Consider the following 24,055-nt stretch of genomic DNA (forward strand, 5'->3'; position numbering starts at 1 on the left):
CTCAACGGCGAGCAGACCGCCAACGCCAAGGCCATCATCGCCGCCACCAAGAAGGCCGGCCTGCCCGAACGGGCCGCGGTCATCTCCATCGCCACGAGCCTGCAGGAGTCGAAGCTGGAAAACCTGGGTCACCTCGGCGACATGAACGACCACGACTCCCTCGGCCTGTTCCAGCAGCGCCCGTCGAGCGGTTGGGGCACGCCGGAGCAGATCACCGACCCGGAGTACTCCACCACCGCGTTCCTCAAGGGCCTCAAGCAGGTCGACGGCTGGCAGGACATGCCGCTGACCGACGCCGCCCAGACCGTACAGGTCTCCGCCTACCCCGACGCCTACGCGCAGTGGGAGCAGCAGGCCACCGACCTGGTCGCCCACAACTGGAACAGCTAAGACGCAGATGGCCGGCACCCCGACAACGGGTGCCGGCCATCGCCGATTCTTCGGTGCGTGCGGTCAGGTGGCGCTGATCGTGCCGGTGAGCAGAAGAGCGAGAACCAGGGTGCCCAGCGCGACCCGGTACAGGACGAAGACGTACAGGGTGTGGTGGGCGACGTAGCGCAGCAGCCAGGCGATCGCCGCGTACCCGATGCCGAAGGCGATGAGGGTGGCCACGATCGTCTGGGCCACCGTGGGCACGGACGTTCCCGGGGCGGACGGTTCGAAGACGTCCCCGAGGCTGAACACCCCGGACATCACCACCGCCGGGATGGCCAGCAGGAACGAGTAGCGCGCCGCCGCCTCCCGGGTCAGGTTGAGCAGCAGGCCGGCGGTGAGCGTCCCCCCGGAGCGGGACACGCCGGGGACCAGCGCCATCGCCTGGGCGAAGCCCATCACGACGCCGTCCTTCATCCGGAAGTTCTCCAGCGTGCGCGTCTGCCGACCCCAGTACTCGGCGAAGGCCAGCACGAACGCGAACACGATCAGCGTGGTCGACACCACCCAGAGGTTGCGCCCGGCCGTCTTGATCTGGTCCTTGAAGAGGAACCCGAACAGCCCGATGGGGATCGAGCCGACGATCACGTACCAGCCCATCCGGTAGTCGAGGCTCGAACGCACGGATTTGTCCCTGAGCCCGACCAGCCAGGTACGGGTGATCCGCCAGATGTCCTTCGCGAAGTAGATCAGCACGGCGGCCTCGGTGCCGAGCTGGGTGACCGCGGTGAACGACGCGCCCGCGTCGCGGTCGAAGAAGATCGCCGAGGTGATCCGCAGATGCCCCGACGAGCTGACCGGCAGGAACTCGGTCAGCCCCTGGACGATGCCCAGGACGATGGCCTCAACCCAGGTCACTCGCCGACTCCCGAGAGCTCGAGAGCCTCGGCGACGGTCCGCAGGGTCTGCACACCGCTGTCCCGGTCGGCCACGAACAGGGTCACCGACAGCGTGGTGACACCGGAGGCGGCGTACTCGCGCATCCTCTCGGCGATGCGCTCCTTCGGGCCGAGCAGCGACGTACGGTCGATGAACTCCATGGGTACGGCGGCGGCGGCGTCGCGCTGGCGCTTGGCCAGGTAGAGGTCCTGGACCTCGCGGGCGGCGTCGCCGTAGCCCATCCGGGTGGCGAGCTGGTTGTAGAAGTTCTGCTGCCGGCTGCCCATCCCGCCGACGTAGAGCGCGGCGTACCAGCGGACCAGCTCGGCGCAGGAGGCGACGTCGTCGCCGACGACGACCGGCACGGACGGCACCACGTCGAAACCGGCCAGTTCCTTGCCGGCCTTGGCCCGGCCGGCGGAGACGGCGGCGAGGTGCTCGTCGGCGAACTCCGGGGCGTAGAACACGGCGAGCCAGCCGTCGGCGATCTCGCCGGCCAGCTCCAGGTTCTTCGGACCGACCGCGGCCAGGTAGATCGGGATGTGCTCGCGGGGCGGGTGGAAGCTCAGCCGCAGCGCCTTGCCGGGGCCGTCGGGCAGCGGCAGCGTGTAGTGCTCACCGTCGTACGCCACCTCCTTGCGGGCGATGGCCAGCTTGACGATGTCGACGAACTCGCGGGTACGGCCCAGGGGCTTGGCGAACCGCACGCCGTGCCAGCCCTCGGAGACCTGCGGGCCGGAGACGCCGAGGCCGAGCCGGAACCGGCCGCCGGACAGGGCGTCGATGGTGGCGGCCGTCATCGCGGTGGCGGCCGGTGTACGGGCGGGGATCTGCATCACCGCCGAGCCCACGTCGATCCGTTGCGTCTGGCCGGCCATCCAGGCGAGCATGCTGGGCGAGTCGGAGCCGTACGCCTCCGCCGCCCACACCACCGAGTAGCCGAGGCGGTCCGCCTCCTGGGCCAGCGCCAGGTGGTCGGCCGGCGTACTCCACGCTGTCTGGTATCCGAGGCTGAGCCCGAGTCGCACTGGTCCTCCCCCATCCGTGGCACAGGTCGCATCAGGTTACGCAATGCCGAAAACGGACCCGATCACCGGCTCACCGCCAATGATCCCCCGTCCGTCGCGGTGCCTTCCGGAGGCGGAACCGGCAGAACCGGCAGAGATGACGGGAGCGAGGATATCCGTGGCGGCGGGTTCGAAATAAGGTTCACCCATGCAACAGCGACCGCTCGGCCGAAGCGGGCTGGCGGTTTCGCGGCTCGCGCTCGGCACCATGACCTGGGGCCGGGACACCGACGCCGACGATGCGGCCGCCCAGCTCAAGAGTTTCCTGGACGCGGGCGGCAACCTGATCGACACCGCCGACGTGTACGGCGACGGCGACGCCGAGTCGGTGATCGGGTCGCTGCTGGGCACCCTCGTCCCACGCGAAGAGCTGCTGATCGCCACGAAGGCGGGGTTGCGTCCGGGCAGCGCCCGGCGGCGCGACGGCTCCCGGGGTCACCTGCTGCGCACCCTGGAGGCGTCGCTGCGTCGGCTCGGCACCGACCACGTCGACCTGTTCCAGGTGCACGGATACGACCCGGACACCCCCCTGGAGGAGACGCTCGCGGCGCTGGACCACGCGGTGGCCAGCGGAAAGGTCCGTTACGTGGGGGTGTCGAACTTCTCCGGCTGGCAGACCGCGCGGGCCGCCGCCTGGCAGACGGCCTGGCCGGGCCGGGCGCCGGTGGTCGCCACCCAGGTGGAGTACTCGCTGCTGGAGCGGGGGGTGGAACGGGAGGTCCTGCCGGCCGCTGACGCGCTGGGCCTCGGCGTGCTGCCCTGGTCGCCGCTGGGTCGGGGGGTACTCACCGGCAAGTACCGGCATGGGCGTCCGGCGGACTCCCGGGCCGCCTCCCCGCACTTCGAGCGGTTCGTCTCCACCTACCTGGAGCCGCGCTGCTCCAGCATCGTGGAGGCGGTGGCGACCGCGGCCGGTGGGCTGGGGGTCTCGCCGCTGGAGGTGGCGCTGGCCTGGATCCGGGACCGGCCCGGGGTGACCGCGCCGATCCTGGGCGCCCGGACGGTCGGGCAACTGCTCGGCGCGTTGCAGGTCGAGCGCATCACGCTGCCCGAGGAGATCACCACCGCGTTGGAGGACGTCTCCGGGGTGCCGGTCGGCTACCCCGAACGCGACGGGTGACCCGAGACGGCCCGAGGACGGCACGAACCAGGCACCGCAGCGGCGTCGGTCACCCTCCAGGGGGTGGCGGACTGCCGCCGGGCTGGGCAGCATGGGTGGCATGGACTACGAGTACGCGCCGCTGCGGCTGCCGCCGAACGTCGACCGGTTGACCGCAGCGGCGCAGTTGGCGATCCAGGCGGAGTTCTCCGGATGGGAGTTGGCCCGGGTACGGCTGTTCCGGGACGGCACGCGGCAGGTCATGTTGCGGCGTCGGCGGGTCAACCAGCCGCAGCCGGGACTGTCGTACTGACACCGGGCCGGGGCACCGCGACGAAACGCCCGGGACCCGAACCGCGTACGGTCGGGCCCCGGGCGTCGTACGGCCCGCCACAAACTAGTGCTGGTGCCCGGCGTGGTCGTGGTCGTCGTCGTCGAGTTCCAGGAACGGGTGCTCGTCGAGACGACCGACGAGCCGGTCGTCGGCGGCCGGCTGGAACGGGCCGACCGCGTCGTCGTCGTCGAACGACTCCAGGTCGACCGGGGTGCCCACCTCGCTGACCATCACCACCCCGTCGAGCGGTTCCAGCTCCGGGACGTCGAGTGCGCCGAGCGAGCCGTCGCCGCTCTGCAGCAGCTCCAGCACCGCCTCACCGACGCCCTCCACCGGCGCCGGCTCGTCGTCCTCGGGGGTGCCCTCGCGGCGGGCCGCCTCGGCCGCCCGCAGCAGCGCGGAGATGCTCGGCACCCGGTAGTCGCGGCGTTGGCGCACCGAGATCACGCGGGGGTGCGGGTCGCTGGCCTCGACACCGTCGCCGCCGAAGCGCTCGTCGGCCTCGTCCGGGTCGATCGAGTCAACGTCCCACGGCGTGACCTCACCGAAGGCGTCGAGGAGCTGCTCGTCGTAGGCGAAGGAGGCGTTGTTCAACGCCACGTACGCCTGCCAGACGTCGTCGTCGTCGACGCGGCCCTGCGCGGCGCGTACGGCGGCCAGGTGGTGGCGGGCCGCTTCGATCACCCGCTCGAGTGCGGCGTCCAGCTCACCGTGCTGGTCGGTCATGTGGGGCAGTCCCTTCACGATGGGGAGGTAACGCGGACACTGCTAGCAGGTGCGGAGGAACCGGTCGAGAACCCGCACGCCGAACTGTAGTCCGTCGACCGGAACGCGCTCGTCGATGCCGTGGAACAACGCGGAGAAGTTCAGGTCGGCGGGCAGCCGCAGCGGCGCGAACCCGAAGCAGCGGATGCCGAGCGTCGAGAACGCCTTCGCGTCGGTGCCGCCGGAGAGCATGTACGGCACCGGCCGCGCCCCCGGGTCCTCGGCGCGCAGCGCCGCCGACATCGCCTCGACGAGGTCGCCGTCGAAGGTGGTCTCCAACGCGGGCTGCCGCTGGATGTACTCGATGTCGATGTCCGGGCCGACCAGCTCGCGCAACTGCCGCTCGAGCAGCTCGGACTGGCCGGGGAGGCTGCGGCAGTCGATGGTGGCGGTGGCGCGGCCCGGGATGACGTTGTCCTTGTAGCCGGCGCTCAACCGGGTCGGGTTGGCGGTGTTACGGATGGTCGCCCCGATGATGTTGGCGATCGGGCCGAGCTTGGCGATGGCGACCTCCGGGTCCTCCGGGTCCAGCTCGATGCCGAGCAGGTCGGAGACCTCGGTCAGGAACGCCCGTACGGTGTCGGTCACCACCACCGGGAAGCGGTGCCCGCCGATGCGGGCCACCGCCTCGGCGAGGGCGGTGACCGCGTTGTCGTCGTGCACCATCGACCCGTGCCCGGGTCGACCCTTGGCGTGCAGCCGCAGCCAGTCGATGCCCTTCTCGGCGGTCTCGATGAGGTAGAGGCGCTGGCTGTCGTTGACCGAGTAGGAGAACCCGCCGACCTCGCCGATCGCCTCGGTGCAGCCGTCGAAGAGGTCGCGGTGGTTCTCGACCAGGAAGCGCGCGCCGTAGTCGCTGCCCGCCTCCTCGTCGGCGGTGTACGCGAGGACGATGTCGCGCGGGGGCCGGACGCCGGTGCGCTGCCAGTGCCGCACCACGGCGAGCACCATCGCGTCGAAGTCCTTCATGTCGATGGCGCCGCGACCCCACAGGTAGCCGTCGCGCTGCTCGCCGGAGAACGGGTGCACCGACCACTCGTCGGCGTCGGCGGGCACCACGTCCAGGTGGCCGTGCACCAGCAGGGCCTCCCGGCTCGGGTCGGCGCCGGGGATGCGGGCCACCACGTTCGCCCGGCCGGGCGCGGACTCGTGCAGGACCGATTCGATGCCCACCTCGGCGAGCTTCTCCGCCACGTACTCGGCCGCGCGGCGTTCGCCGACGCTGGTGTCGTTGTCACCGGTGTTCGTGGTGTCGATGCGCAGCAGGTCGCGGCAGAGGTCCACGACCTCCGCGGTGGGGTCCGGTCGGGCGGAGGCGGCGTCGCTCGTCATCGCCCCTTCATACCAGCCCCGAGTTACCGGCGGGCCGGCGCACCGAGGGGAGGCGGCCGGGCATCCAGGTCGACGAATCGGGCGGCGGTTTCGCGGCGGCCGCGTTCGGGTACCGCCGCCCACGACCGCACAACCCCTGCCGGAGCTTCCGCCCGCCAGTCGAGGAGGGCATCATGTCCGCCGTTCCCCTGCCCCCGTTGCCGCCCACGCCCGCCCCCGACGAGGGTTACCGGCCCGGCGGCCGTAGCGTCGCCGACATCGTGGACCGCGAGCACCGGCAGTTGCTGACCCTGGTGGACCAGCTCAGCGGCCCGGACGCCACGCCGAACGAGGCCCTCGCGGTGCTCACCGCCGCGCTGTCGCGGCACATCTCCGCCGAGGAGCAGTACCTGCTGCCAGCGGTGCGGGCGGCGCTGCCGGCCGAGGCCGCCCGGGTGGACGCGGAGATCGACGGTGACGCGGCGTTGCTGGCCGCCCTCAAGGTGCTGAACGACGAGACCGTGACCGAGGTCGCCGAGCGGGTCCGCCGCCACGTCGACGGGGTGGGCACGCTCGTCACCGAGCTGCGCGCGGTGGCGACGTCGGAGGAGCTGATCCGGCTGGGCAACCGGTTGGAGATCGCCGAGGAGGCCGCTCCGACCCGGCCGCACCCGGGCACTCCGGCCACGCCGCCGTGGAACCGCATCGTCGAGCCGGCGGTGGGCGTGGTGGACAAGCTCCGCGACGCGGTGACTCGGCGGCCGACGTACCTGAAGGACCTGCCGGAGCCGCCGCGCGACTGAACGCGCGGGCCGCACCAAAGAATGCATTCAATGTCACCGATCCACTTGGCCCCTTCCGCAGGCTGCGACGTGGTCCTACCGTCACCGTATGAACCTGGAGCTGCGACACCTGCGGGTGGTCTGCGCGATCGCCGAGACAGGGAGTGTGACCAAGGCGGCGTCGACCCTCGGGCTCGCCCAGCCGGCGCTGACCGCCCAGCTCCAGCGGATCGAACGGACGCTGGGCGGGCCGCTGTTCGACCGGGACCGGCGCGGCGCCCGCCCCACCGCGCTCGGTGAGCTGGTGCTCGCCCGGGCCCGGGTGCTGCTGCCGGCCATGAAGGGCCTACAGGACGAGGCGGCGCGGCTGGCCGGCGCCGCCGAGGTGTCACGCTGCTACCGGCTCGGCGGCGTGAACAGCCCGATCCTGGGCCGGCTGGTGCACCGCCTCGCCGCCGAGGAGCCGCCGGCCCAGATCACCACGTACGCCTCGTGGTCGGTGGACGAGCTGGCGCAGTTGGTGGCCGGCGGACGGTTGGACTTCGCCCTCACCGGCGTCTGCGGCGACGCCACCCCGTCGGCCGAGTTCGGGTTGCGATGGCGGGAGGTGGCCGTCGACCCGGTGCTGGTCCTGCTGCCGGCGAGCCACCCGCTCGCCGACCGGGACGAGGTGCGCCTGGCCGACCTGCGCCACGAGCAGTGGGTGGCCGCGCCCGGCGACGGCTGCTTCGGCGACTGTTTCGCCGCCGCCTGCGCGCGCGCCGGCTTCACCCCGCGCAAGGTGTACGAGACCGACATCCGCGGCTGCGTCGACCTGGTGGACGCGGGCGTCGCGGTGGCCCTGTGCCAGGCGACGTTCCGGCCGGTGGCCGGTCTGGTGACCCGGCGGTTGGCCGGTGTCCCGCTGCGCTGGCGACTGCTGCTGGGGTGGCATCCGGAGTCGCCCGCCGCCCGCGACGCGGAGCTGCTGCTGGCCACGGCGAAGGCGGCGTACACCGACTCGCTGGCGTCGCACCCCACCTACCTGGACTGGCTGGTACGCAACCCGGCCTTCGGCGTCCGACAGCCCAGCGCGGCGTGAGGGCCTACTGCCCGACGGGCTCGGCGGGACGCCGCGTGAAGAAGCGGACGAGGTCGTCGGCCGCCGTCGGGGACAGCATCATGGCCTGGACCCGTGCGCACATCTCGGCGATCGGCTGGACCCTGGCGAACATCGCCTCCTCGTACGCCCGGATCGCCGCGTCCGGGTCGCCGGGGTGGGCGACGAGTTCGTGGGCGAGTTCGGCCGCGTCCAGCATGGCCTGGTTGGCGCCCTCGCCGACCGGGGGCATGAGGTGCGCGGCGTCACCGAGCAGGGTGACTCCCGGCTGGTGGACCCAGCGCGCGCCGACCGGCATCGCCTCGACCCGGCGCGGCGTCGGCGCGTCGTCGCCGGCGTCGATGAGGGCGACCAGGCGCGCGTCCCAGCCGTCGAAGAGGGCCCGTAGCGCATCCTTGCTGCGGTAGGCGTCCAGGTCACGGCCCTCGGCACGGAGCGAGATCCCGACCCGGATGCTGCCGTCGCCGAGGCGCTGGGCGGCGAGGATCTGGTTGACGCCGACGCACCACAGGTTGCCGGGGCCGACCATCTCGGCGAGCTCCGGGTGGCGACGGTCGGCGTCGCCGATGGTGAGATCCACGTGGGTGGAGACGTACGTCAGTGGCGCGTCGATCAACAGCGGTCGGACGACCGAGCGCGCGCCGTCCGCGCCGACGAGAATGTCGCACTCGACGCGACGACCGCTGTCGAAGGTCAGCAGGAAACCGCCGGCGGGTCGCGGCGTCGCCCCGACGAGGCGATGACCCCAGGTGACCGCGTCGGACGGGAGCGCGTCCAGCAGAAGCTGACGCAGGACGGTGCGGTCGATCTCCGGGCGTCCGTCGAATGAGCCGGGGCGCGGTGTGTGGTGCACGAGCGTACGCCCGGCGGGGTCGAGGATGCGGTGCTCCTCGCCCTCGGGCCGCGCCGACGACCGGAACACCTCGCCGAGGCCCGCCTCGGCGAGGGCGCGCTGCCCGGACTCCGGGTGCAGGTCGAGCATCCCGCCCTGCGAGCGCGCGGCCCGGTCCGCCTCGCGTTCGTGGACCACCGCCTCAATGCCGTGCAGGTGCAGGATCCGTGCCAACGTCAGCCCGCCCAGGCCGCCGCCCACGATCGCCAGTCGCATCGCCATGCTCCTTACCGTACACTGTATTTCGTGGATACACCGTACGGTAGCGAAGTGGTGCCGGTGTGGGAACGGCCCGAGCCCCGCCCGCGGGCGACGCCGGTGCCGCTGAGCCGCGCGAAGATCGCCGAGACGGCGATCCGGCTCGCCGACGCGCACGGCCTCGACGGCCTGTCGGTCCGCCGGATCGCCAAGGAACTCGGCGTCGGTCCGATGCGCCTCTACGACTACGTGACCAACCGGTCAGAGCTGCTCGACCTGATGGTCGACGCCGTCTACGCCGAGATCGCCGAGGGTGGCCCGCACCCCGGGTGGCGTGCCACGGTGCTGGCCATCGTGCGACGGACCCGCGCCGCCGCCCTCGACCACGAGTGGTTCTCCGACCTGCTCGGCGGACGACCGCAGCTCGGGCCGCACGCGCTCACCGTGGGCGAGTCGACCGCCGCGGCGCTCAGCCAGGCCCCCGCCGTACGCGACGTCGACGACCTCCAGCGCGCCCTGGGCGCCCTCAACGCCTTCATCATCGGAGCGCTGCGGCGGGAGGTCACCGAGCGACGTACCGCCCGGTCCACCGGCACCGAGTTGAGCGCCTGGCAGGCCAGCCTCGGCCCCTACCTGACGCGCATGCTCGACACGGGCCGCTATCCCACGATCGCCCGGCTCGTCGTCGACGGCGCGCACCTCGACGCCGAGGAGACCTTCGACCACAACCTGACCACCCTCCTGGACGGCATCGCCGGCCGGTGAGGCGAGGCGAGACGAGGGCCACCGCCGGTGCGAACCGCCGCTGTCCGGGTATCTGGCGGACATGACCGATCTCTACCCGCCCGCCGACGACCGCGAACTGCTCCGCCAGGCCGCCGCCGCGCACACCGCCGCCACCCGCCAGGTGGAGGCGTTCCTGCGCCGGCTCCCGGAGGTGCCCGACCCGGCCGACGTCACCGAGTACGCCAACCTGCTCACCCGCGAGGACCAGACCCGGGGCGAGCGCGACGCCGCCGCCGACGCGGCGGGGCTGACCATCGGCAGCCTGGAGCCCGATCAGGGCCAGTAGGGCACGACGACGGCGCCGACCCGAACCGGGTCGGCGCCGTCACGTACGGCCGCGCTCAGCGTTCCACGAGCGGATCGTGCCCGAGGTCGAGCAGCGAGTGCCGCCACTCGTCGTCGGCGTTGCCGCGCCGGGGCTTGGCGTCCATCAGCTCGCGGATCCGCTCCACCGCCTCGCGCATCACCTCGATGTCCTCCGGCGTGAGGTCGACCTTGCGCTTGTTGAGCACCTTGAGGATCTCCCGCCCCGGCTGGGGCAGATCCAGGTCCGGGTTCGGGCTGAACGACTCCTCGCCCGATCCCCTGGTCAACAGCCAGGTGCGCAGCTGCTCCGACGGGACGTTGACCTCGGCGTGGAAGTCCTCCCAGAGCACTTCCACCTCGGGGTCGAGCCGCGTGTCGCGTACCATCACGTCTCCTCTCGCGTCTCCGGGTCGTCCTGGTCGGTCTTGGGGTGCAGGCCCTCGGCTGGTACCCGCGTCCGGCGTGGATTGGCGGTCGGGGGCGCCAGGATCGGGTCGGGGTGCTCGTCCGCGTCCTCGTGCGGCTCGTCGTGGTCCTCGCGTCCCGCCGGCCCGCTCATCGTGGGTGTGTTGTCGTGGCGGCGGTGTAGCCCCGCTCGCCCGCGGTCACGTCGAAGGTGAGTTGCCCGTCGCGGGCGTCCACGACGACCTTCTGGCCGGGTGAAATCGCCGATTCCAGCAGCATCCGGGACAGGTGGTTGTCCACCTCGCGCTGGATCACCCGGCGCAGCGGACGGGCGCCGAACTCCGGCTGGTAGCCGTGCTCGGCGAGCCAGTCCACCCCGGCGGTGGTGACCTCCACCTGGATGTCCTGGGCGTGCATCCGGCGGCGGGTGTCCTCGAGCAGCAGCGCGGTGATGTCGCGCAACTGCTCGGCCTCGAGCCGGCGGAAGATGATGATCTCGTCGATGCGGTTGAGGAACTCGGGGCGGAAGTTCTCCTGGAGGCGACGCATCAGCCGCTCGCGCAGCTCGTCGTTCTCCTGCTCGCTGCCGGGCGCGCCGGTGCCGAAGCCGACGGCACGCTGGGTGCCGGTGATCAGCTCGGAGCCGAGGTTGCTCGTCATGATCAGGACGGTGTTCTTGAAGTTCACCGTACGGCCCTGGCTGTCGGTGAGCCGCCCGTCGTCGAGCACCTGGAGCAGGATGTTGAACACGTCCGGGTGCGCCTTCTCGATCTCGTCGAGCAGCACCACCGCGTACGGGCGGCGCCGTACCGCCTCGGTGAGCTGGCCGGCCTCCTCGTAGCCGACGTACCCGGGTGGGGCGCCGACCAGCCGGCTCACCGTGTGCCGCTCCTGGAACTCGCTCATGTCCACCCGGACCATGCGGTCCGCCTCGCCGAACAGCGCCTCGGCCAGGGCTCGGGCCAGCTCGGTCTTGCCGACGCCGGTGGGGCCGAGGAACAGGAAACTGCCCATCGGACGCTCCGGGTCGGCCAGCCCGGCCCGGGAGCGGCGGACCGCCTCGGCCACCGCGGTGACCGCGTCGTCCTGGCCGACCACCTTCTCGTGCAGGTGACCCTCCAGGCGCAGCAGCCGGTCCCGTTCCTCCTCGGTGAGCTGGCTGACCGGGATGCCGGTGGCCCGGGAGACGACCTCGGCGATCTCCTGTGGACCCACCTCGGGCACCTGCGAGGACGACGGACCATCCTCGCCGTTGGCGCGCCGGATCTCCGCCTCCAGCTCGGCGATCCGGTCGCGCAGCGCCGAGGCGCGCTCGTACTGCTCGTCGGTGACAGCCTGCTCCTTGTCGCGGCGTACGTCGTCGAGCTCCTGCTCCAGCTCCCGTACGTCGGAGGCCGGGGTACGGGTGCGCAGCCGCACGCGCGCGCCGGCCTGGTCGATGAGGTCGATGGCCTTGTCCGGCAGGAACCGGTCGGTGACGTACCGGTCGGACAACTCGGCGGCGGTGACCAGCGCCTCGTCGGTGAAGCGCACCTGGTGGTGCGCCTCGTACCGGTCCCGCAGCCCGCGCAGGATCGCGATGGTGTCGTCGATGCTCGGCTCGGGCACCAACACGGGCTGGAAACGCCGAGCCAGCGCGGCGTCCTTCTCGATGCTCTTGCGGTACTCGTCCAGCGTGGTCGCGCCGATCACCCGCAGCTCACCCCGCGCCAGGGCGGGCTTGAGCATGTTGGACGCGTCCATCCCGCCCTCACTGCCGGCGCCACCCGCGCCGACCAGGGTGTGGATCTCGTCCAGGAAGATGATCAGCTCGTCCCGGTGCGCCCGGATCTCGTCGATGACCTTCTTGAGGCGTTCCTCGAAGTCACCCCGGTAGCGGGTGCCGGCGACCAGGCCGGCGAGGTCGAGTTGCACGACCCGCTTGCCGAGCAGGGTCTGCGGGACGTCCCCGTCGCAGATCCGCTCCGCCAACCCCTCGACGATGGCGGTCTTGCCGACACCTGCCTCGCCGATCAGCACCGGGTTGTTCTTGGTCCGCCGGGACAGGATCTCCACGGCCTGCTCGATCTCGTCGGCCCGGCCGATCACCGGGTCGATCTGGTCGTTGCGGGCCAGGTCGGTGAGGTCCTGACCGTACTGGTCGAGGGTGGGCGTACCCCGGTCCGGCTTCGGGCCGTTCATCGGGCCGCGTTCGGCGTTGGCGGCCTGCAACGACTCTGGTTGGATCCGTCCGGCGGCCAGCATCCGTCCGGCGGGCGACTCGGGGTTGAGCGGCAGGGCCATCAGGATGTGCTCGGGGCCGATGTAGTTCGCGCCCATCGCCCGGGACAGCTGGTGGGCGTCGAGCAGCGCCCGCTTGGCCGCCGGGGTCAGCGACAGGTTCGGTGGCACCTCGCCGCGCGGCGCGCCGTCGCCCTTGCCGCCGAGCGCGTTGAGCAGGGTGTCCGGGTCGGCGCCGGCCCGGCGGACCAGGTCGCGCAGCGGTTCGCGTTGCAGCGCCGCCCAGAGCAGGTGGTCGGTGTCCAGGTCGCTGCTCTGCCGCTGGGCGGCGCGACGGGCCGCGTCGGCCAGCATCTCCCGCGCGTCGGCGGTCATCAGTCGGGTGATGTCGACCCGGTGCGGCGGTCGGCGTCCTCCCTCACCCCGGCCGAAGTACCGGGCCAGGAATTCGTCCCACGGGTCGGAGCCGAGATCACCGGGTCCCATCATGTCTCTCCTCCGCAGTCGGGCGCGGCACGGTCGGCAGGGGCTACCCGGCACCCGGCGCGACAAACGCCGCAGGCGTTGGCGCACCTCGCCGTGGAGTGGCGTCCGGCCGGTTCGGTCGGGTGGTGGCAGGCTGGCGGCATGACGGAGAACCCGCTGCTGATCGTGGACGGTGCCAACGTGGTGGGCTCCCGCCCCAACGGGTGGTGGCGGGACCGGGCCGGGGCTGCCGCCCGGCTGCGGGACGCCCTCGCGCCGGTGGCCGCCGAGGGGCTGCCCGCCCGGTTGACGGCACCGGTCGACGTGGTGCTCGTGGTCGAGGGCGCGGCGCGGGACGTGCCCGGCATCGACGAGGTGCGTGTGGTCTCCGCCCCCGGCTCGGGTGACGACACGGTGGTCGAGCTGGTGCGGGCGGCCCCGCAGCGCCGCCGGCTGGTGGTCACCGCCGACCGGGAGCTACGCGAGCGGGTCACCGCCCTGGGCGCGGAGGTGTACGGCCCCCGCTGGCTCCGCGAAAACTGAAAGGTTCTCGCACTGGGACTCCCGCAGAACGGACTCCCGGCACTTCACGGGGTTTAACGGTCAGGCGGGCATCAACACCGCCAGGGCGGATGTTCTCCCGGGGATGGCGATAGGCTCTAATGGAGATCTCCCCGCCCCCAGGAGGTTCCGCCGTGGCGAGCGTCGCCGAGCTGAAGGCTGCCATCGATGTCGCCCTCCAACAGATCGGTGACGGGCAGACAGCCGTCCAGGCGGCGGGTGAGAAGCTGGCCGAGGCGCAACAAACCCTGGCCGGCGCGCTGGAGGGCAGCGGGCACGAGACGGTCGAGGCGGCCCAGGCCTCGCTGACACAGGCCAGCCAGGAGCTGGAGGAGTGTCTCGCCGCGACACTGGTCGCGGTGGAGCAGGCCCAGCTCTACGTCTCCACCCTGTAGGCCGGCGTGTCCATCATCGAGGACATCGGCGGTCAGGTCCGCGCGGCCAGCGAGGAGTTCCCGGTGGGTCTGCTCGGTCAGGCCCTGGAGAAGTTCGGCCTGGCCGCCGAGCGGCTGCGCTGGGTCCGCCAGGAGTCGGCCAACCCCATGGGCGTGCCCGAGTTGTCCGCCGCCACCGAGCACGCCGAGAGCGCGAACTACGCGCTTCGGGTGGCGCAGGAGCAGCTGTCGGCGTACCTGGTCGCGATCGGGTTGGCCGCCGACGGCGCCCCACCGCCCGGGCCGCAGCAGCGCGACCAGCGCCACGACGAGGCGCCGTCGGACGGGCCCACCACCGTGGCGCCGGAGCGGCCCGAGCAGGTACGGATGCGTCGCTGGTGGTCCGTCCGGGTGGCGGAGCTGACCGGCGGGCACGAGACCGACGCGGACGAGCCCGACGAGCGACTACGCGACTCACAGGAGCTGCTGCGCCGGGTCGTGGGCGGCGTACGCGCCGGTGACCGTGACCGACTGCGGACCGAGCTGCGCCGCGCGTCGGCCGACGTGGGCCTCGGCATGGCGGCGCTCGCGCCCCCGTTGCTGCGCGAGCTGGCCGGTGAGCTGCTGGGGCATCCGCCCCGCGCCAGCGACCTCGGCCGGCTACGCGGGGAGCTGGACGGCCGGGTACGGGACCTGCTGCCCGGGCTGCCACCGCCGGTGCTGGAGACGCTGCTGACCCGGGTCTGCCGGATGCCGCCGCCACGCTCGTCCGGGGAGCCGCCGCACGCCGCCGACTCGGCCGTGGCCGCCGGGGTGACGGCCGGGCTGCTGCTCGCCCGGCTGGGCCGGGACCTGCCCACGGGAGCGCCGCAGGCCGCCGCCGAGCCGGACGCGGGCCCGACTCCACGCCGCGACGACAAGCGCGCCGGCACCCCACGCTCCGGCGGTCGACCCGACAGCGGCGCGAGCCCACGCCCGAACGTCCCGCGCGCCGGCGGTCGGCCTTCCGGCGCGGCGGGTGGGCAGGCGTCGGGTGGGGTCGTACCGCCGCGCACGGGCAGCCCGTGGCGGGACGCGCCGGCTCGCCGGGGCTCCGATGGCTGACCGGCGCGGGCAGCTCGCCACCCGGGTCCGGGACTCCCTCGCCGAGGCGCTGGGCGCCACCCGTACCCGGCTGTCGGCCGCGCAGGCCGACCTGAGCGCCGGGCGCGAGCGGCTCGCCCGGGTCCGCCGGGCCGCCGCCGCCGTACCCGAGCGGGTGGGCGGTCAACGCGACCGCCGCCTCGCCGAGATCGACGCCCGGCACGCCACCCGCATCGCGGAGCTGGCCCGCCACGCCGCCGACGCCGCCCGCCAGGAGGCGCCCGGCTGCGCCGGCGCGGACTGGCCGGGCTGGACCCCCACGCCCCTGCGCCGGGCCGAGCCACCCGGCGCGCTGCGGGTCGGTACGGTCCGGCTCGACGACGTCGAGCCGGTACCCGCGCTGGTGCCGCTGCTCGACGCCGGGCACGTCCACCTGTCGGGCGACGACCGCGCCGGCTGCGACGCCGTGGTGTCCGCGCTGCTGCTGCGGGCCGTCGGTCGCGCCGACCCCGGTGGGGTACGACTGATCGGGTACGACCCGGAGCACCTCGGCGGGGGCCTGGCCGGGTTCGCGCCGCTGGGCACGGCGGGGCTGCTCACCTTCGTCGGCCCCGGCGGACTGGGCCCGCTCCTGGACGACCTGGTCGAGCAGATCCGGCGGATCAACGAGACGGTGCTGGCCGGCGAGTACGGGTCCCTGCGGGAACTGGCCTCGGCGACCGGCCGCCGCCCCGAGCCGTGGCGGGTCGCGGTGCTGCTCGGCGGCGACGAGTTGAACCGGCACGAGCGCGGGCAGCTCGACCGGGTGGTCCGTGCCGGCGCGGCCTGCGGGGTGCACCTGGTGGTCCGTGGCGGGTCACTGCCCGACGACCCGACGGTGACCCGGGTGGTGGCGGACGCGTCGGGCGCCCGGATCGGCGGCCCGTCGGGCCTCTCGGTCCGGCTGGACCCACCGCCGCCGGCGACGCTGGTCACCGAGACCTGCCGCGAGGTCGCCGCCCAGATGAACGCCGGCCCACCGCCGACGCCGTTCGGCGACCTGTTGCCGCCGCCCGAGCTGATGTGGCGGGAGAACTCGGCGGACGGCCTGACCGTGCCGATCGGCGAGGGACCGCAGGGTCGACCGGTCCGCCTGACGCTCGCCGACTATCCGCCGCACGCCCTCATCGGAGGGCCGTCCGGCACCGGCAAGACGAACCTGATCTTCGCGTGGATCGGCGCGCTGGCGGCCCGCTACTCCCCCGCCGAGATGGAGTTCTATCTGCTGGACTTCAAGGAGGGCGTGTCCTTCGCCCGGTTCGCGCAGGGCCGGCGTGACCCGAGCTGGCTGCCGCACATGCGCCTGGTCGGGATCAACGTCAACACCGACCGGGAGTTCGGGCTGGCGCTGCTGCGTTTCCTCGCCGAGGAGCTGCGGCGGCGGGCCGACGCGGCCAAGAAACACGAGGTCACCAAGCTCGCCGAGTTGCGCGCGGTGGACCCGACCGGGCACTGGCCGCGGATCGTCGCGGTGGTCGACGAGTTCCAGATGCTGCTGGCCGGCCGTGACGTGGTGGCCCGGGAGGCGGCCGACCTGCTGGAGGACCTGGCCCGCCGCGGCCGGTCGCAGGGCATCCACCTGGTGCTCGCCTCCCAGGACGTTCGGGGCATCGAGGCGCTGTGGGGGCGTCCCGCGCTGGTGGCGCAGTTCGCCCTGCGGATCGCGCTGCCCAAGGCGTTGCGGATCCTCGCCGAACGAAACGACGCGGCGCAGTCGCTGCCACGCTGGCACGCGGTGGTCAACGCCGAGTCGGGCATGGTCGAGGGCAACGAGGTCGCCCGGATCCCGGCTGCCAGCGACTGGGAGACGTGGAGCGGCCTGCAGCACCGCCTGTGGCGGATGCGCCCGCCGGACGCGGCCCCGGCCCGGCTCTTCGACGGTGACGCGATCCCCCGGCTCACCGAGGCCCCCGACTTCCGGGCCCTCGAAGCCCCGGCGGACGGCCGCTCCCCGCGCAACCCGGTGGCCCTGCTCGGCGAGATCATCGACGTGCAGGCGCGTTCGGCGGCGCTGCGGCTGCCCCGCGCGCCCGGACGCAACCTGGCGGTGCTCGGCACGCGGGTGGGCGAGGCGTGCGCGGTGCTGGACGCGGCGGCCCGGTCACTGGCCCGCCAGCACCCGCCGGGCACCGCCCGCTTCTCCATCGCCTGCCTCGACCCGGACGCCGACGGCATCGCCCGCACGCTCTACGACGACCTGGCCGACGACGCCGCCTGGTACGACGAGGAGACCGTCGGCGAGTTGATGACCGAGACGGCCGACGGGTTGTCCGGCGCGGGCAGCCCGCACTACCTGCTGCTGTTCGCGGTCGACGCGGCGGCCGGCGCCCTCGCGGCGCGGACGGGCCGGCGCACGGGCCTGGAGCAGTTGCGCCGGATCCTGCACGACGGGCCGGAGCGGCGTACCCACGTGCTGGCCTGGTGGCGGGGCGTGGCGCGGATGCGCGCCGACCTGGGTGGTCCCGCCGCCCGCACCGACCAGATCGGGGCCTGGGTGGCGTTGGACGCGCACGGCGGTGAGCTGGGCGCGTCGCTCTATCCGGGCACCGGCGGCCCGGACTGGTATCCCCGCCCGTGGCGTGGGCTCTTCTTCGACCGGGCCGTGCACCGCACCGGCCACGTGATCATCCCCTATGGACCGTCGCGATGAACGAGCCGGTGGCGAGTGAGACGTACACGGCGCAGCTACGACGGCTCGCCGAGCTGACCGCTCGCGTGCGCGAGCAGCGCGCCGAGGCGCACACCTGGTACGAGCGGCAGTGCGCGGCGGCCGAACGCGCGGTCGACGAGGCCGTCGCCGAGGTGCGGCGTGCCGAGCAGGAGCTGGTCGACGCCCGGGAGGAGCAGGAACGGGTGGACGCCGAGGTGGCGCACCTGTGGCAGCAGGCCCGTGCCCGGCTGGGCGCCCGTCGCATCGGCGGACCGCCCGTGCCGGCCAACGGCGGTGCCCCGGCCGACCCGGCGTTGCTCCTCGGCCGGGTTCGTGACCTGCTCAACCGGGCCGGGCAGCCGGGTGAGCTGCCGGGCTCGGTCAACCCGTTGCTGGCGCTGTGCGGGGTGGGCGGCGCGGTGCTCGGGTACGCGCTGGGCGTCGCCGCGCGGGCGCTCGGCGTCGGGTACGGCGGCGACCTGGCGGTCGGCATGCCGGTGCTGGCGCTGGTGGTGACGCTGTTCGGGCCACTGATGGGGCTCGTGCCGGCGCGGGCGCTGGCCGATCGCCGGCACGCGATGCTCGGCCCCCAACCGATCATGGTGGTACTCGGCACCGGCCTGGTAACAACGGTGCTGCTCCTGACCCTAGGCCGCTGACCGCCCGCCCCCTTCTTCTCCGGTTGATCAAGAGGTTCGCGTCATCAATCCGGCGTGTCGTGACGCGAACCTCTTGATCAACCGCGGGGACAGGGTCAGGCCGGCACCAGGACGGCCTCGCGCAGGAGGCGGCGGGCCAGGGTGACCCGGTCGGCGTCGTCCGGGAGGCCGGGTAGGTCACCGACCCGGGTCGCGGCCCCGCTCAGCAGGGCGCGGGTGGCTGGCTCGCAGTCGGCGGGCAGCGTGATCGTGCGGTCGAACAGCCGTAGCGCCACCTGGCCGTCCCCGTGCGGCAGGAGCTGCCAGCGCAGGCCGGGTCGCAGGGTGAGCCGGGAGTCGGCGTCCAACGCGGCCAGCGCGCCGGCCTGGGCGAGTGGACGGATCGGCGCTGGGCGGGCCGCCGGCCAGGCGCGCTGGCGCAGCCGCGCGGCGACCGCGCCCGGGTCGGCCCGCAGCAGCCAGTCGCGCAGCGCCTCCACCGTCTCGGTCAGCTCCGGCTCGATGGCGTCCGGGTCGGCGACGTCGGTGCCGAACGGCAGGCTGGCCCGTAGCCGCTGGTCCTCGGCGGCCAGCGCGAGCAGTTCCTCGACGAGCGCGTAGCGGGTCAACGCGCGGATGCCCACGGTCAGGTGCAGCGAGCTGGCCTCCTGCGCCTGGGCGCTGTGCAGCCACCCGCGCGGCAGGTAGAGGGCGTCGCCGGGCGCGAGCACCACATCCAGCGCGGCGGGACCCTGAGCGGTGGCGCCGACCTCGTCGGCGCGGCCGCCCCACGGCTGCTTCTCCAGCGGGTCGGGCAGCACCGGCGGGTGGATCCGCCAGTGCTTGCGGCCGTCCACCTGCAGTACGAACACGTCGTGGGTGTCGTAGTGGGTGGCGAAGCCCTGGCTACCCGCCGGGGTGAGGTAGGCGTTGACCTGCAACGGCTGACGCAGCGCGAGGCCCAGGTCGCGGGCGAAGCCCACCAGTGGCGGCCAGATCCGGTGCAGGCCCTGCAACACCAGGGTGGCACCCCCGGCGTACTGCTCGAGGATCCGCTCGTCGAGCACCTGGTCGCCGATCTCGGCGCCGGCCCCGCCGCCGCCGGTCCAGCGGGCCGCCGGCACGAGCTGTCCGTCCTTGGCGACGCGCAGGAAAGGGGTACGCAGACCGCGCCGGCTGAGCAGCTCGTCGGCGTCGTCCGGGCTGAACAGGTCGGTGAACCCGGACGGGTCGGGCAGCTCGGCGGCGCGGGACAGCAGCGGGGTGTGGCCCCAGTGCGCGGCGGCGAACTTGGCGGGCTCGACCGAGACGCAACGCGCCAGCGCGGCGACGGCCGCGCCGTCGGGGGCCACGGACGGAACCGCCGGGCGGCCGTGGCCGCCCGGCGGGTCGAGGTACGTCATGACGTGCCGCTACCGGGCGCTGCCGTCGGCGCCACCGTCCTGGTGACCCGGAGTCGCGCCACCGTCGGCCGGACCCTCCGCGCCACCATCGGCGCCACCGTCCTGGTGACCCGGAGTCGCGCCACCGTCGGCCGGACCCTCCGCGCCACCATCGGCGCCACCGTCCTGGTGACCCGGAGTCGCGCCACCGTCGGCCGGACCCTCCGCGCCACCGTCCGCGCCACCGTCCTGGTGACCCGGGGTCGCACCGCCGTCGGCCGGACCCTCCAGGCCGCCGCCGCCCGTGGTCTGCATGTCATCGTCGTTGAGTGCCATCGGTACTCCCTCGGGTGTGCCGCCCCGCCGTACGCCGGGGTCCGTCGTGCTGCGGGTGGTACCCCACGCGCGATCTTCTCTAACCCACACCGTAGACGCCGAACCGGGACGACACGGTCGGTTCGCGGGCGGCGGCGGAGAGTGCCAGGATGAGGCGGTGATCCTGGTGGGCACGTCGGGCTGGCAGTACCGGGACTGGCGGGGCCGCTACTACCCGCAGGGGATGCCGCAGCGCCTCTGGTTGGAGCACTTCGCGTCGGGCTTCGCCACCGTCGAGGTCAACAACGCGTTCTACCGGCTGCCCGAACGCGAGACGTTCGCGGCGTGGCGGGAACGGACCCCGGCGGACTTCTGCGTGGCGGTGAAGATGAGCCGCTACCTCACCCACATCAAACGTCTGCGGGAGCCGGCCGAGCCGGTGGCGCGGTTCCTCGGCCGGGCCACCGCCCTCGGCGACCGACTCGGCCCGGTGCTGCTGCAACTGCCACCGAACCTGCGGGCGGACGTCGACGCGCTCGACGCGACGCTGCGGCTGTTCCCGCGGGACGTGCGGGTGGCGGTGGAGCCCCGGCACCCGTCGTGGTGGACCGACGCCACCCGGGCGGTCCTGGAACGGCGGCAGGCGGCGCTGGTCTGGGCGGATCGTCTCGGTCGACCGGTGGCCCCGCGCTGGCGGACCACCGACTTCGGGTACCTGCGGCTGCACGAGGGGCGGGCCCGACCGTGGCCGCACTACGGGCGGACGGCGCTCGGCTCGTGGGTCCGCCGGCTCACCGACGAGTTCGACGCGGACGAGCCGGCGTACGTCTATTTCAACAACGACCCCGGCGGCGCGGCGGTCACCGACGCCGTCGCGTTCGCGGCGCTGGCCCGCGGGGCCGGCCACCCGGTGTCCCGGGTGCCGTCCCCGCCGGACAGCGCCGCTCGATAGGCCGGTCTCAGGGCAGCATCATGGCGAGGTCCTTGGGCATGGTGTCCTTTACGTCCTGCCACTCGCCCTGGGTGACGTGCCGACGCAGGGTGTCGAGCACCACCTGCGTCACCCGCTCCGCGCCGCCCTCGGCGTCGTACGGGAAGCCCTGGCGGACCTCGTAGAGGAAGTCGTCGCGGTTGAGCTTGATCGGCACGTCGGACGGGTTCCAGCCGTCGAAGTAGATCCCGCGGACCAGCACGGGCAACTGCTGGGCGAACTCGACGCTCTCGCCGACCGCCAACCGGTCCCGCAGCAGGTGCAGCACCGTGCGCAGCGCCGCGTACGACTGGTTGCGCCGCTCCTTCGGCCACCCGTAGGCGTCCTCGATGTCCTTGAGGATCAGGTTGGTCTTGTCCAGCGAACTCTCGAACGCGGAGATCATCGCGTCAGGCATCGGTCGACCCCCGTTCCGTGGCCTCCCAGCGTCGCTCGTCGGTACGTCGCGGCGGCCCCACGGGACCGCGCCGGGCGCGTACCGGGCTGCCCTGGGTGGCACGTCGGGCGTTGTCCGCCGTGCCGACCACGTGCAGGACGGCACCACGCCGTCGATCCGTCACCAGTCGAACCGTCATCCCCCGTCACCTCCGTGTCGTCTCCGGCCGTCGGGCGGCCGTCACCACCGTGCCCACCCTGCCCGGCGAGCGGGTGAGCCCACCCCACCCGGATCGGGTGAGACGCGGGGGTTCAAGCCCTGCACCGCGCTCGTCCATGATCAGCACAACTTCGGGGATGTTGCTGCTTCAGGCCGTCGTGAGGCAGCAACATCCCCGAAAGTGCTGCCCACCGATCGGGGCGTCCGCCTCGCCGACTCCCCAGGCGGCGCATTGGGCCAGCGCGAAGGTTTTACCTGTTCAGTAAGCCAATGAGTGTCGTCGCGTTGGTCTGCGCGTAGTCGCGGTAGCAGTTGTTCATGAGGACGTGCGTCTGGCCGGCGGAGTCGGCCAGCTCGCGCAGCTTCGGCGCCCAGTCCTTGAGCTCCCGCTTGGAGTAGTGGTAGCCGAACTTCTCGTGGATGTCCTTGCTGGTCCACTTGTCGCTGTGGCCGTGAAAGCGCATCACGGCCAGGTCACCGGTGGCGGCCAGCACCGGGGGCACCGACGAGCGGTGACCCTGCGGCATGTCCACGCAGACGTACGACAGGTCGTGCTCGCGCAGGAACGACAACGTCTCGTCGGCGTTGTCGCCGTCGAACCAGGAGGCGTGCCGAAACTCGTAGACCGGTAGCAGCGGGGCGCAGCGCTTCGCCACCTCCAGCAGGTACTGCTTGTTGGCCCGCTTGATCGTGAACCAGGGCGGGAACTGGAACAGCAACGCGCCCAGCTTGCCCGCCTCGACGAGGGGGTCCAGCGCCGACAAAAAGCGTGTCCACACCTCCTCGTACGCCTGCGCGGGCAGGTCGTCGGGGTAGACGTTCTTCTTCTCGGTCTCCGGCCGCAGGTCCTTGTAGAGCGCGCTGACCTTTGTGGGATGGCCGGTGAGCAGGCTGAACGCCTTGATGTTGAACGTGAACCCGGCCGGCGTGCGGTCAACCCAGAGCCGCGCGGTCGACTCGGCCGGCGGCGAGTAGTAGGTCGCGTCCACCTCGACCAGCGGGAACTGCCGGGCGTAGTACGCGAGGCGTTTCTCGGGGTTGTCCGCCGTCTGGGGATACCAGCCCGAGTCGAGCAGCGTGCAGTCGGTCCAGGACGCGGTGCCCACCAGAATGTCACCCATGGATGGAGTCCATCGTGTCGCGGACCGACCGGCAACCGCTGCCGTCGCTCAGGCCGCCCGCCGTTCGCGGGTCTGCTTGCAGGTGACACAGGCGGTGGCGGCCGGGAAGATCTCCAGCCGCTCGACCGGGATCGCCGCCTTGCAGCCCTCGCACCAGCCGTACGTGCCCTCGGCGAGGCGGCCCAGCGCGTGCTCGTACTGGGCGCGTCGGTCGAGGATCGTCCGCAGGAGGGACTGGGCGGTGTCCCGCTCGGCCGTCTTGGTGCCGCTGTCGGCCTGGTCGTCGCCGGCGGTGTCGCCGACCTCCACCAGACGCAGCACCTGACTCTGCAGGACGGCCTGGTCGTACTCCGCCGTCAGGTCGTCGTAGCGCGCCTGCAGGGACTGCCTGATCTGGTCGATCTCCGTCTGGGAGCGGCCGGTGTCGACCGTGTCGTGGACGAGCATCGCTGCCTGCCTTTCCTGGCCTGTGGTTCCGGTGAACCGGGTCCGGCGGCGTGGCGCCCCGGGTAGCGGTCGCATGCGGTACGCGGGCGATCACCCACGCTCTGTGAGCCGGGCGAGTACCCGCCGGACACGGCCCGCAAACGAGCCAATTTCAGCCCTCGCCGGGCGCCTCGACGAGCGCGGGATGGCGGGGGTCGTCGGCGCGTACGACCACGTCGGCGAAGCTGGCGGGAACCACCTCGTCGGCGTAACGGTCGAAGGCCGGCAGGGTCCACCCCCGGGCCGGATCGGTGCGGCGGCGCAGGGCCGCCGTGGACACCTGAAGGTGGACGGTCACGTCGAACGGCAGCGCTCCGCCGAGCAGGAGCGCGCCGCTGACCAGGACCACGCCGCCCGGCGGCAGGTCGACGTACGCGGCGCGGCTGGCCCGGTCGGCGACCGGGTCCCACAGCGACGGCAGCACCCGCCCGTCGCCGCCGGGGCCGGCCGGGTCGAGCACCTCACGGCGCAGGCCGGCCTCGTCGAGCCAGCCCTCGTAGTAGGCGTCCGGGTTGGTGCGGCCGAGTTCGAAGCGCAGCGACGCGGGGCGGAGGAAGTCGTCGGCGCGTACGTGCAGGACCGGACGACCCCGGGCTCGCAGCGGGTCGACCAGCGCGGCGGCCAGCTCGTCCGGGCCGGCGGCGGGAGCACCGTCGACGGCGACGCGCAGCCGGGCGGGCTCGACGGTGACCGAGGCGTCGGCGAGGCGGCCGGTCAGTTCGGCGACGAGCAGGTCGGGCGAGATGGGACGGATGCGCACGGGTCCATCCTGCCCCGCCC

The 24,055-nt window shown here is 73.1% G+C and carries 28 protein-coding genes; 13 read left to right on the top strand and 15 right to left on the bottom strand.

The genetic code is table 11. The features are described 5' to 3' along the window. On the top strand, positions 1-390 hold a 390-nt coding region (locus tag AB0B55_RS30415; RefSeq protein WP_357175451.1), incomplete at its 5' end, for a hypothetical protein. Between the two features lie 63 nt (positions 391-453). On the opposite strand, the gene AB0B55_RS30420 is transcribed toward AB0B55_RS30415, so the two are convergent. Together AB0B55_RS30420 and AB0B55_RS30425 are read right to left on the bottom strand one after the other, a co-directional pair. Continuing rightward, positions 454-1,290 carry an undecaprenyl-diphosphate phosphatase gene (locus AB0B55_RS30420; RefSeq protein WP_357122133.1) on the bottom strand — a complete coding sequence of 279 codons (837 nt, stop codon included), beginning with the start codon at positions 1,288-1,290 and terminating at the stop codon, positions 454-456. Next, a complete protein-coding gene (locus tag AB0B55_RS30425) occupies positions 1,287-2,339 on the bottom strand; it encodes an LLM class F420-dependent oxidoreductase (protein ID WP_355052458.1) in 1,053 nt (350 codons plus the stop codon). Before AB0B55_RS30425 ends, AB0B55_RS30420 begins: the two co-directional genes overlap by 4 nt. Positions 2,340-2,526: 187 nt before the next feature. Between AB0B55_RS30425 and AB0B55_RS30430 the strand changes: the two genes are divergently transcribed. Both AB0B55_RS30430 and AB0B55_RS30435 read left to right on the top strand, forming a co-directional pair. Further along, positions 2,527-3,498 carry an aldo/keto reductase gene (locus tag AB0B55_RS30430; protein WP_357122127.1) on the top strand — a complete coding sequence of 324 codons (972 nt, stop codon included), beginning with the start codon at positions 2,527-2,529 and terminating at the stop codon, positions 3,496-3,498. A 100-nt stretch (positions 3,499-3,598) separates the two neighbouring features. After that, positions 3,599-3,790, top strand: a complete 192-nt coding sequence (locus tag AB0B55_RS30435; protein WP_039906151.1) for a DUF5703 family protein — start codon at positions 3,599-3,601, stop codon at positions 3,788-3,790. An 84-nt stretch (positions 3,791-3,874) separates the two neighbouring features. Here the strand turns inward: AB0B55_RS30435 and AB0B55_RS30440 are convergent, their stop codons facing one another. Together AB0B55_RS30440 and AB0B55_RS30445 are read right to left on the bottom strand one after the other, a co-directional pair. Continuing rightward, complete coding sequence (locus AB0B55_RS30440) at positions 3,875-4,537, bottom strand: hypothetical protein (RefSeq protein WP_357122124.1); 663 nt, start codon at positions 4,535-4,537, stop codon at positions 3,875-3,877. Between the two features lie 42 nt (positions 4,538-4,579). Next, entirely contained in the window at positions 4,580-5,908 is a 1,329-nt protein-coding gene (locus AB0B55_RS30445; RefSeq protein ID WP_357175455.1) for a M20/M25/M40 family metallo-hydrolase, read from the bottom strand. A 173-nt stretch (positions 5,909-6,081) separates the two neighbouring features. Between AB0B55_RS30445 and AB0B55_RS30450 the strand changes: the two genes are divergently transcribed. Together AB0B55_RS30450 and AB0B55_RS30455 are read left to right on the top strand one after the other, a co-directional pair. Continuing rightward, positions 6,082-6,690: a hemerythrin domain-containing protein gene (locus AB0B55_RS30450; RefSeq protein ID WP_357175458.1), complete on the top strand. Its 609-nt coding sequence runs from the start codon at positions 6,082-6,084 to the stop codon at positions 6,688-6,690. Between the two features lie 88 nt (positions 6,691-6,778). After that, the gene (locus AB0B55_RS30455; RefSeq protein ID WP_357122115.1) at positions 6,779-7,750 is read left to right on the top strand and encodes a LysR family transcriptional regulator; all 972 of its coding nucleotides are present in this window, start codon (positions 6,779-6,781) and stop codon (positions 7,748-7,750) included. Positions 7,751-7,754: 4 nt separating this feature from the next. On the opposite strand, the gene AB0B55_RS30460 is transcribed toward AB0B55_RS30455, so the two are convergent. Continuing rightward, the gene (locus AB0B55_RS30460) at positions 7,755-8,882 is read right to left on the bottom strand and encodes an NAD(P)/FAD-dependent oxidoreductase (protein ID WP_357122112.1); all 1,128 of its coding nucleotides are present in this window, start codon (positions 8,880-8,882) and stop codon (positions 7,755-7,757) included. 24 nt (positions 8,883-8,906) lie between these two features. Here AB0B55_RS30460 and AB0B55_RS30465 point away from each other — a divergent pair, with 24 nt between their 5' ends. After that, positions 8,907-9,623, top strand: coding sequence for a TetR/AcrR family transcriptional regulator (locus AB0B55_RS30465; protein ID WP_357122109.1), 717 nt, complete (start codon positions 8,907-8,909; stop codon positions 9,621-9,623). A 61-nt stretch (positions 9,624-9,684) separates the two neighbouring features. Beyond that, the gene (locus AB0B55_RS30470) at positions 9,685-9,930 is read left to right on the top strand and encodes a hypothetical protein (RefSeq protein ID WP_266241928.1); all 246 of its coding nucleotides are present in this window, start codon (positions 9,685-9,687) and stop codon (positions 9,928-9,930) included. Positions 9,931-9,985: 55 nt separating this feature from the next. Here the strand turns inward: AB0B55_RS30470 and AB0B55_RS30475 are convergent, their stop codons facing one another. Genes AB0B55_RS30475 through AB0B55_RS30485 form a run of 3 tightly spaced genes read right to left on the bottom strand, consistent with a single transcriptional unit; the run spans position 9,986 to position 13,064 of the window. Further along, positions 9,986-10,336, bottom strand: coding sequence for a DUF3140 domain-containing protein (locus AB0B55_RS30475; RefSeq protein ID WP_234582023.1), 351 nt, complete (start codon positions 10,334-10,336; stop codon positions 9,986-9,988). Further along, the gene (locus AB0B55_RS30480; RefSeq protein ID WP_357122105.1) at positions 10,336-10,509 is read right to left on the bottom strand and encodes a hypothetical protein; all 174 of its coding nucleotides are present in this window, start codon (positions 10,507-10,509) and stop codon (positions 10,336-10,338) included. Before AB0B55_RS30480 ends, AB0B55_RS30475 begins: the two co-directional genes overlap by 1 nt. Next, the gene (locus tag AB0B55_RS30485) at positions 10,506-13,064 is read right to left on the bottom strand and encodes an ATP-dependent Clp protease ATP-binding subunit (RefSeq protein WP_357122102.1); all 2,559 of its coding nucleotides are present in this window, start codon (positions 13,062-13,064) and stop codon (positions 10,506-10,508) included. The genes AB0B55_RS30480 and AB0B55_RS30485 overlap by 4 nt, the downstream gene beginning before the upstream one ends. Positions 13,065-13,202: 138 nt before the next feature. On the opposite strand from AB0B55_RS30485, the gene AB0B55_RS30490 reads away from it, so the two are divergent. From AB0B55_RS30490 to AB0B55_RS30510, 5 genes are all read left to right on the top strand, one after another. After that, positions 13,203-13,583, top strand: a complete 381-nt coding sequence (locus AB0B55_RS30490) for a hypothetical protein (RefSeq protein WP_357122099.1) — start codon at positions 13,203-13,205, stop codon at positions 13,581-13,583. A gap of 152 nt (positions 13,584-13,735) precedes the next feature. Continuing rightward, positions 13,736-13,996 (top strand): hypothetical protein, encoded by a 261-nt coding sequence (locus AB0B55_RS30495; protein WP_007076395.1) that lies wholly within the window; start codon positions 13,736-13,738, stop codon positions 13,994-13,996. Positions 13,997-14,002: 6 nt separating this feature from the next. After that, the gene (locus AB0B55_RS30500; protein WP_357175462.1) at positions 14,003-15,079 is read left to right on the top strand and encodes a hypothetical protein; all 1,077 of its coding nucleotides are present in this window, start codon (positions 14,003-14,005) and stop codon (positions 15,077-15,079) included. Continuing rightward, a complete protein-coding gene (locus AB0B55_RS30505) occupies positions 15,072-17,747 on the top strand; it encodes an FtsK/SpoIIIE domain-containing protein (protein ID WP_357175465.1) in 2,676 nt (891 codons plus the stop codon). The genes AB0B55_RS30500 and AB0B55_RS30505 overlap by 8 nt, the downstream gene beginning before the upstream one ends. After that, positions 17,744-18,406, top strand: a complete 663-nt coding sequence (locus AB0B55_RS30510) for a hypothetical protein (RefSeq protein WP_357122090.1) — start codon at positions 17,744-17,746, stop codon at positions 18,404-18,406. The genes AB0B55_RS30505 and AB0B55_RS30510 overlap by 4 nt, the downstream gene beginning before the upstream one ends. A 95-nt stretch (positions 18,407-18,501) precedes the next feature. Here the strand turns inward: AB0B55_RS30510 and AB0B55_RS30515 are convergent, their stop codons facing one another. Together AB0B55_RS30515 and AB0B55_RS30520 are read right to left on the bottom strand one after the other, a co-directional pair. Beyond that, on the bottom strand, positions 18,502-19,788 hold the full coding sequence (locus AB0B55_RS30515) for a cupin domain-containing protein (protein WP_357175468.1): 1,287 nt from the start codon (positions 19,786-19,788) through the stop codon (positions 18,502-18,504). A 9-nt stretch (positions 19,789-19,797) separates the two neighbouring features. Beyond that, positions 19,798-20,103, bottom strand: a complete 306-nt coding sequence (locus AB0B55_RS30520; protein ID WP_334629546.1) for a hypothetical protein — start codon at positions 20,101-20,103, stop codon at positions 19,798-19,800. A gap of 157 nt (positions 20,104-20,260) precedes the next feature. On the opposite strand from AB0B55_RS30520, the gene AB0B55_RS30525 reads away from it, so the two are divergent. Continuing rightward, positions 20,261-21,034 (top strand): DUF72 domain-containing protein, encoded by a 774-nt coding sequence (locus tag AB0B55_RS30525; protein ID WP_357175471.1) that lies wholly within the window; start codon positions 20,261-20,263, stop codon positions 21,032-21,034. A gap of 7 nt (positions 21,035-21,041) precedes the next feature. Here AB0B55_RS30525 and AB0B55_RS30530 read toward each other — a convergent pair whose 3' ends face one another. From AB0B55_RS30530 to AB0B55_RS30550, 5 genes are all read right to left on the bottom strand, one after another. Next, positions 21,042-21,470: a DUF2267 domain-containing protein gene (locus AB0B55_RS30530; RefSeq protein ID WP_357122080.1), complete on the bottom strand. Its 429-nt coding sequence runs from the start codon at positions 21,468-21,470 to the stop codon at positions 21,042-21,044. Next, the gene (locus AB0B55_RS30535; protein WP_357175474.1) at positions 21,463-21,648 is read right to left on the bottom strand and encodes a hypothetical protein; all 186 of its coding nucleotides are present in this window, start codon (positions 21,646-21,648) and stop codon (positions 21,463-21,465) included. The genes AB0B55_RS30530 and AB0B55_RS30535 overlap by 8 nt, the downstream gene beginning before the upstream one ends. A 271-nt stretch (positions 21,649-21,919) precedes the next feature. Then, positions 21,920-22,789 (bottom strand): DUF72 domain-containing protein, encoded by an 870-nt coding sequence (locus tag AB0B55_RS30540; RefSeq protein WP_357175477.1) that lies wholly within the window; start codon positions 22,787-22,789, stop codon positions 21,920-21,922. A 48-nt stretch (positions 22,790-22,837) separates the two neighbouring features. Continuing rightward, positions 22,838-23,236, bottom strand: a complete 399-nt coding sequence (locus AB0B55_RS30545; RefSeq protein ID WP_357175480.1) for a TraR/DksA C4-type zinc finger protein — start codon at positions 23,234-23,236, stop codon at positions 22,838-22,840. A 151-nt stretch (positions 23,237-23,387) separates the two neighbouring features. Continuing rightward, positions 23,388-24,035: a uridine kinase gene (locus AB0B55_RS30550; RefSeq protein WP_357175483.1), complete on the bottom strand. Its 648-nt coding sequence runs from the start codon at positions 24,033-24,035 to the stop codon at positions 23,388-23,390. Positions 24,036-24,055 lie beyond the last annotated feature (20 nt).

It is taken from the genome of Micromonospora sp. NPDC049107, assembly GCF_040648595.1.
GTDB lineage: Bacteria > Actinomycetota > Actinomycetes > Mycobacteriales > Micromonosporaceae > Micromonospora.

Bases quoted from the DNA above. Each gene is read 5' to 3' on its own strand.
- AB0B55_RS30430 (WP_357122127.1), top strand. From the start codon at position 2,527: ATGCAACAGCGACCGCTCGGCCGAAGCGGGCTGGCGGTTTCGCGGCTC.
- AB0B55_RS30435 (WP_039906151.1), top strand. From the start codon at position 3,599: ATGGACTACGAGTACGCGCCGCTGCGGCTGCCGCCGAACGTCGACCGG.
- AB0B55_RS30440 (WP_357122124.1), bottom strand. From the start codon at position 4,537: ATGACCGACCAGCACGGTGAGCTGGACGCCGCACTCGAGCGGGTGATC.
- AB0B55_RS30445 (WP_357175455.1), bottom strand. From the start codon at position 5,908: ATGACGAGCGACGCCGCCTCCGCCCGACCGGACCCCACCGCGGAGGTC.
- AB0B55_RS30450 (WP_357175458.1), top strand. From the start codon at position 6,082: ATGTCCGCCGTTCCCCTGCCCCCGTTGCCGCCCACGCCCGCCCCCGAC.
- AB0B55_RS30455 (WP_357122115.1), top strand. From the start codon at position 6,779: ATGAACCTGGAGCTGCGACACCTGCGGGTGGTCTGCGCGATCGCCGAG.
- AB0B55_RS30460 (WP_357122112.1), bottom strand. From the start codon at position 8,882: ATGGCGATGCGACTGGCGATCGTGGGCGGCGGCCTGGGCGGGCTGACG.
- AB0B55_RS30470 (WP_266241928.1), top strand. From the start codon at position 9,685: ATGACCGATCTCTACCCGCCCGCCGACGACCGCGAACTGCTCCGCCAG.
- AB0B55_RS30475 (WP_234582023.1), bottom strand. From the start codon at position 10,336: ATGGTACGCGACACGCGGCTCGACCCCGAGGTGGAAGTGCTCTGGGAG.
- AB0B55_RS30480 (WP_357122105.1), bottom strand. From the start codon at position 10,509: ATGAGCGGGCCGGCGGGACGCGAGGACCACGACGAGCCGCACGAGGAC.
- AB0B55_RS30485 (WP_357122102.1), bottom strand. From the start codon at position 13,064: ATGATGGGACCCGGTGATCTCGGCTCCGACCCGTGGGACGAATTCCTG.
- AB0B55_RS30490 (WP_357122099.1), top strand. From the start codon at position 13,203: ATGACGGAGAACCCGCTGCTGATCGTGGACGGTGCCAACGTGGTGGGC.
- AB0B55_RS30505 (WP_357175465.1), top strand. From the start codon at position 15,072: ATGGCTGACCGGCGCGGGCAGCTCGCCACCCGGGTCCGGGACTCCCTC.
- AB0B55_RS30510 (WP_357122090.1), top strand. From the start codon at position 17,744: ATGAACGAGCCGGTGGCGAGTGAGACGTACACGGCGCAGCTACGACGG.
- AB0B55_RS30515 (WP_357175468.1), bottom strand. From the start codon at position 19,788: ATGACGTACCTCGACCCGCCGGGCGGCCACGGCCGCCCGGCGGTTCCG.
- AB0B55_RS30520 (WP_334629546.1), bottom strand. From the start codon at position 20,103: ATGGCACTCAACGACGATGACATGCAGACCACGGGCGGCGGCGGCCTG.
- AB0B55_RS30530 (WP_357122080.1), bottom strand. From the start codon at position 21,470: ATGCCTGACGCGATGATCTCCGCGTTCGAGAGTTCGCTGGACAAGACC.
- AB0B55_RS30535 (WP_357175474.1), bottom strand. From the start codon at position 21,648: ATGACGGTTCGACTGGTGACGGATCGACGGCGTGGTGCCGTCCTGCAC.
- AB0B55_RS30540 (WP_357175477.1), bottom strand. From the start codon at position 22,789: ATGGGTGACATTCTGGTGGGCACCGCGTCCTGGACCGACTGCACGCTG.
- AB0B55_RS30545 (WP_357175480.1), bottom strand. From the start codon at position 23,236: ATGCTCGTCCACGACACGGTCGACACCGGCCGCTCCCAGACGGAGATC.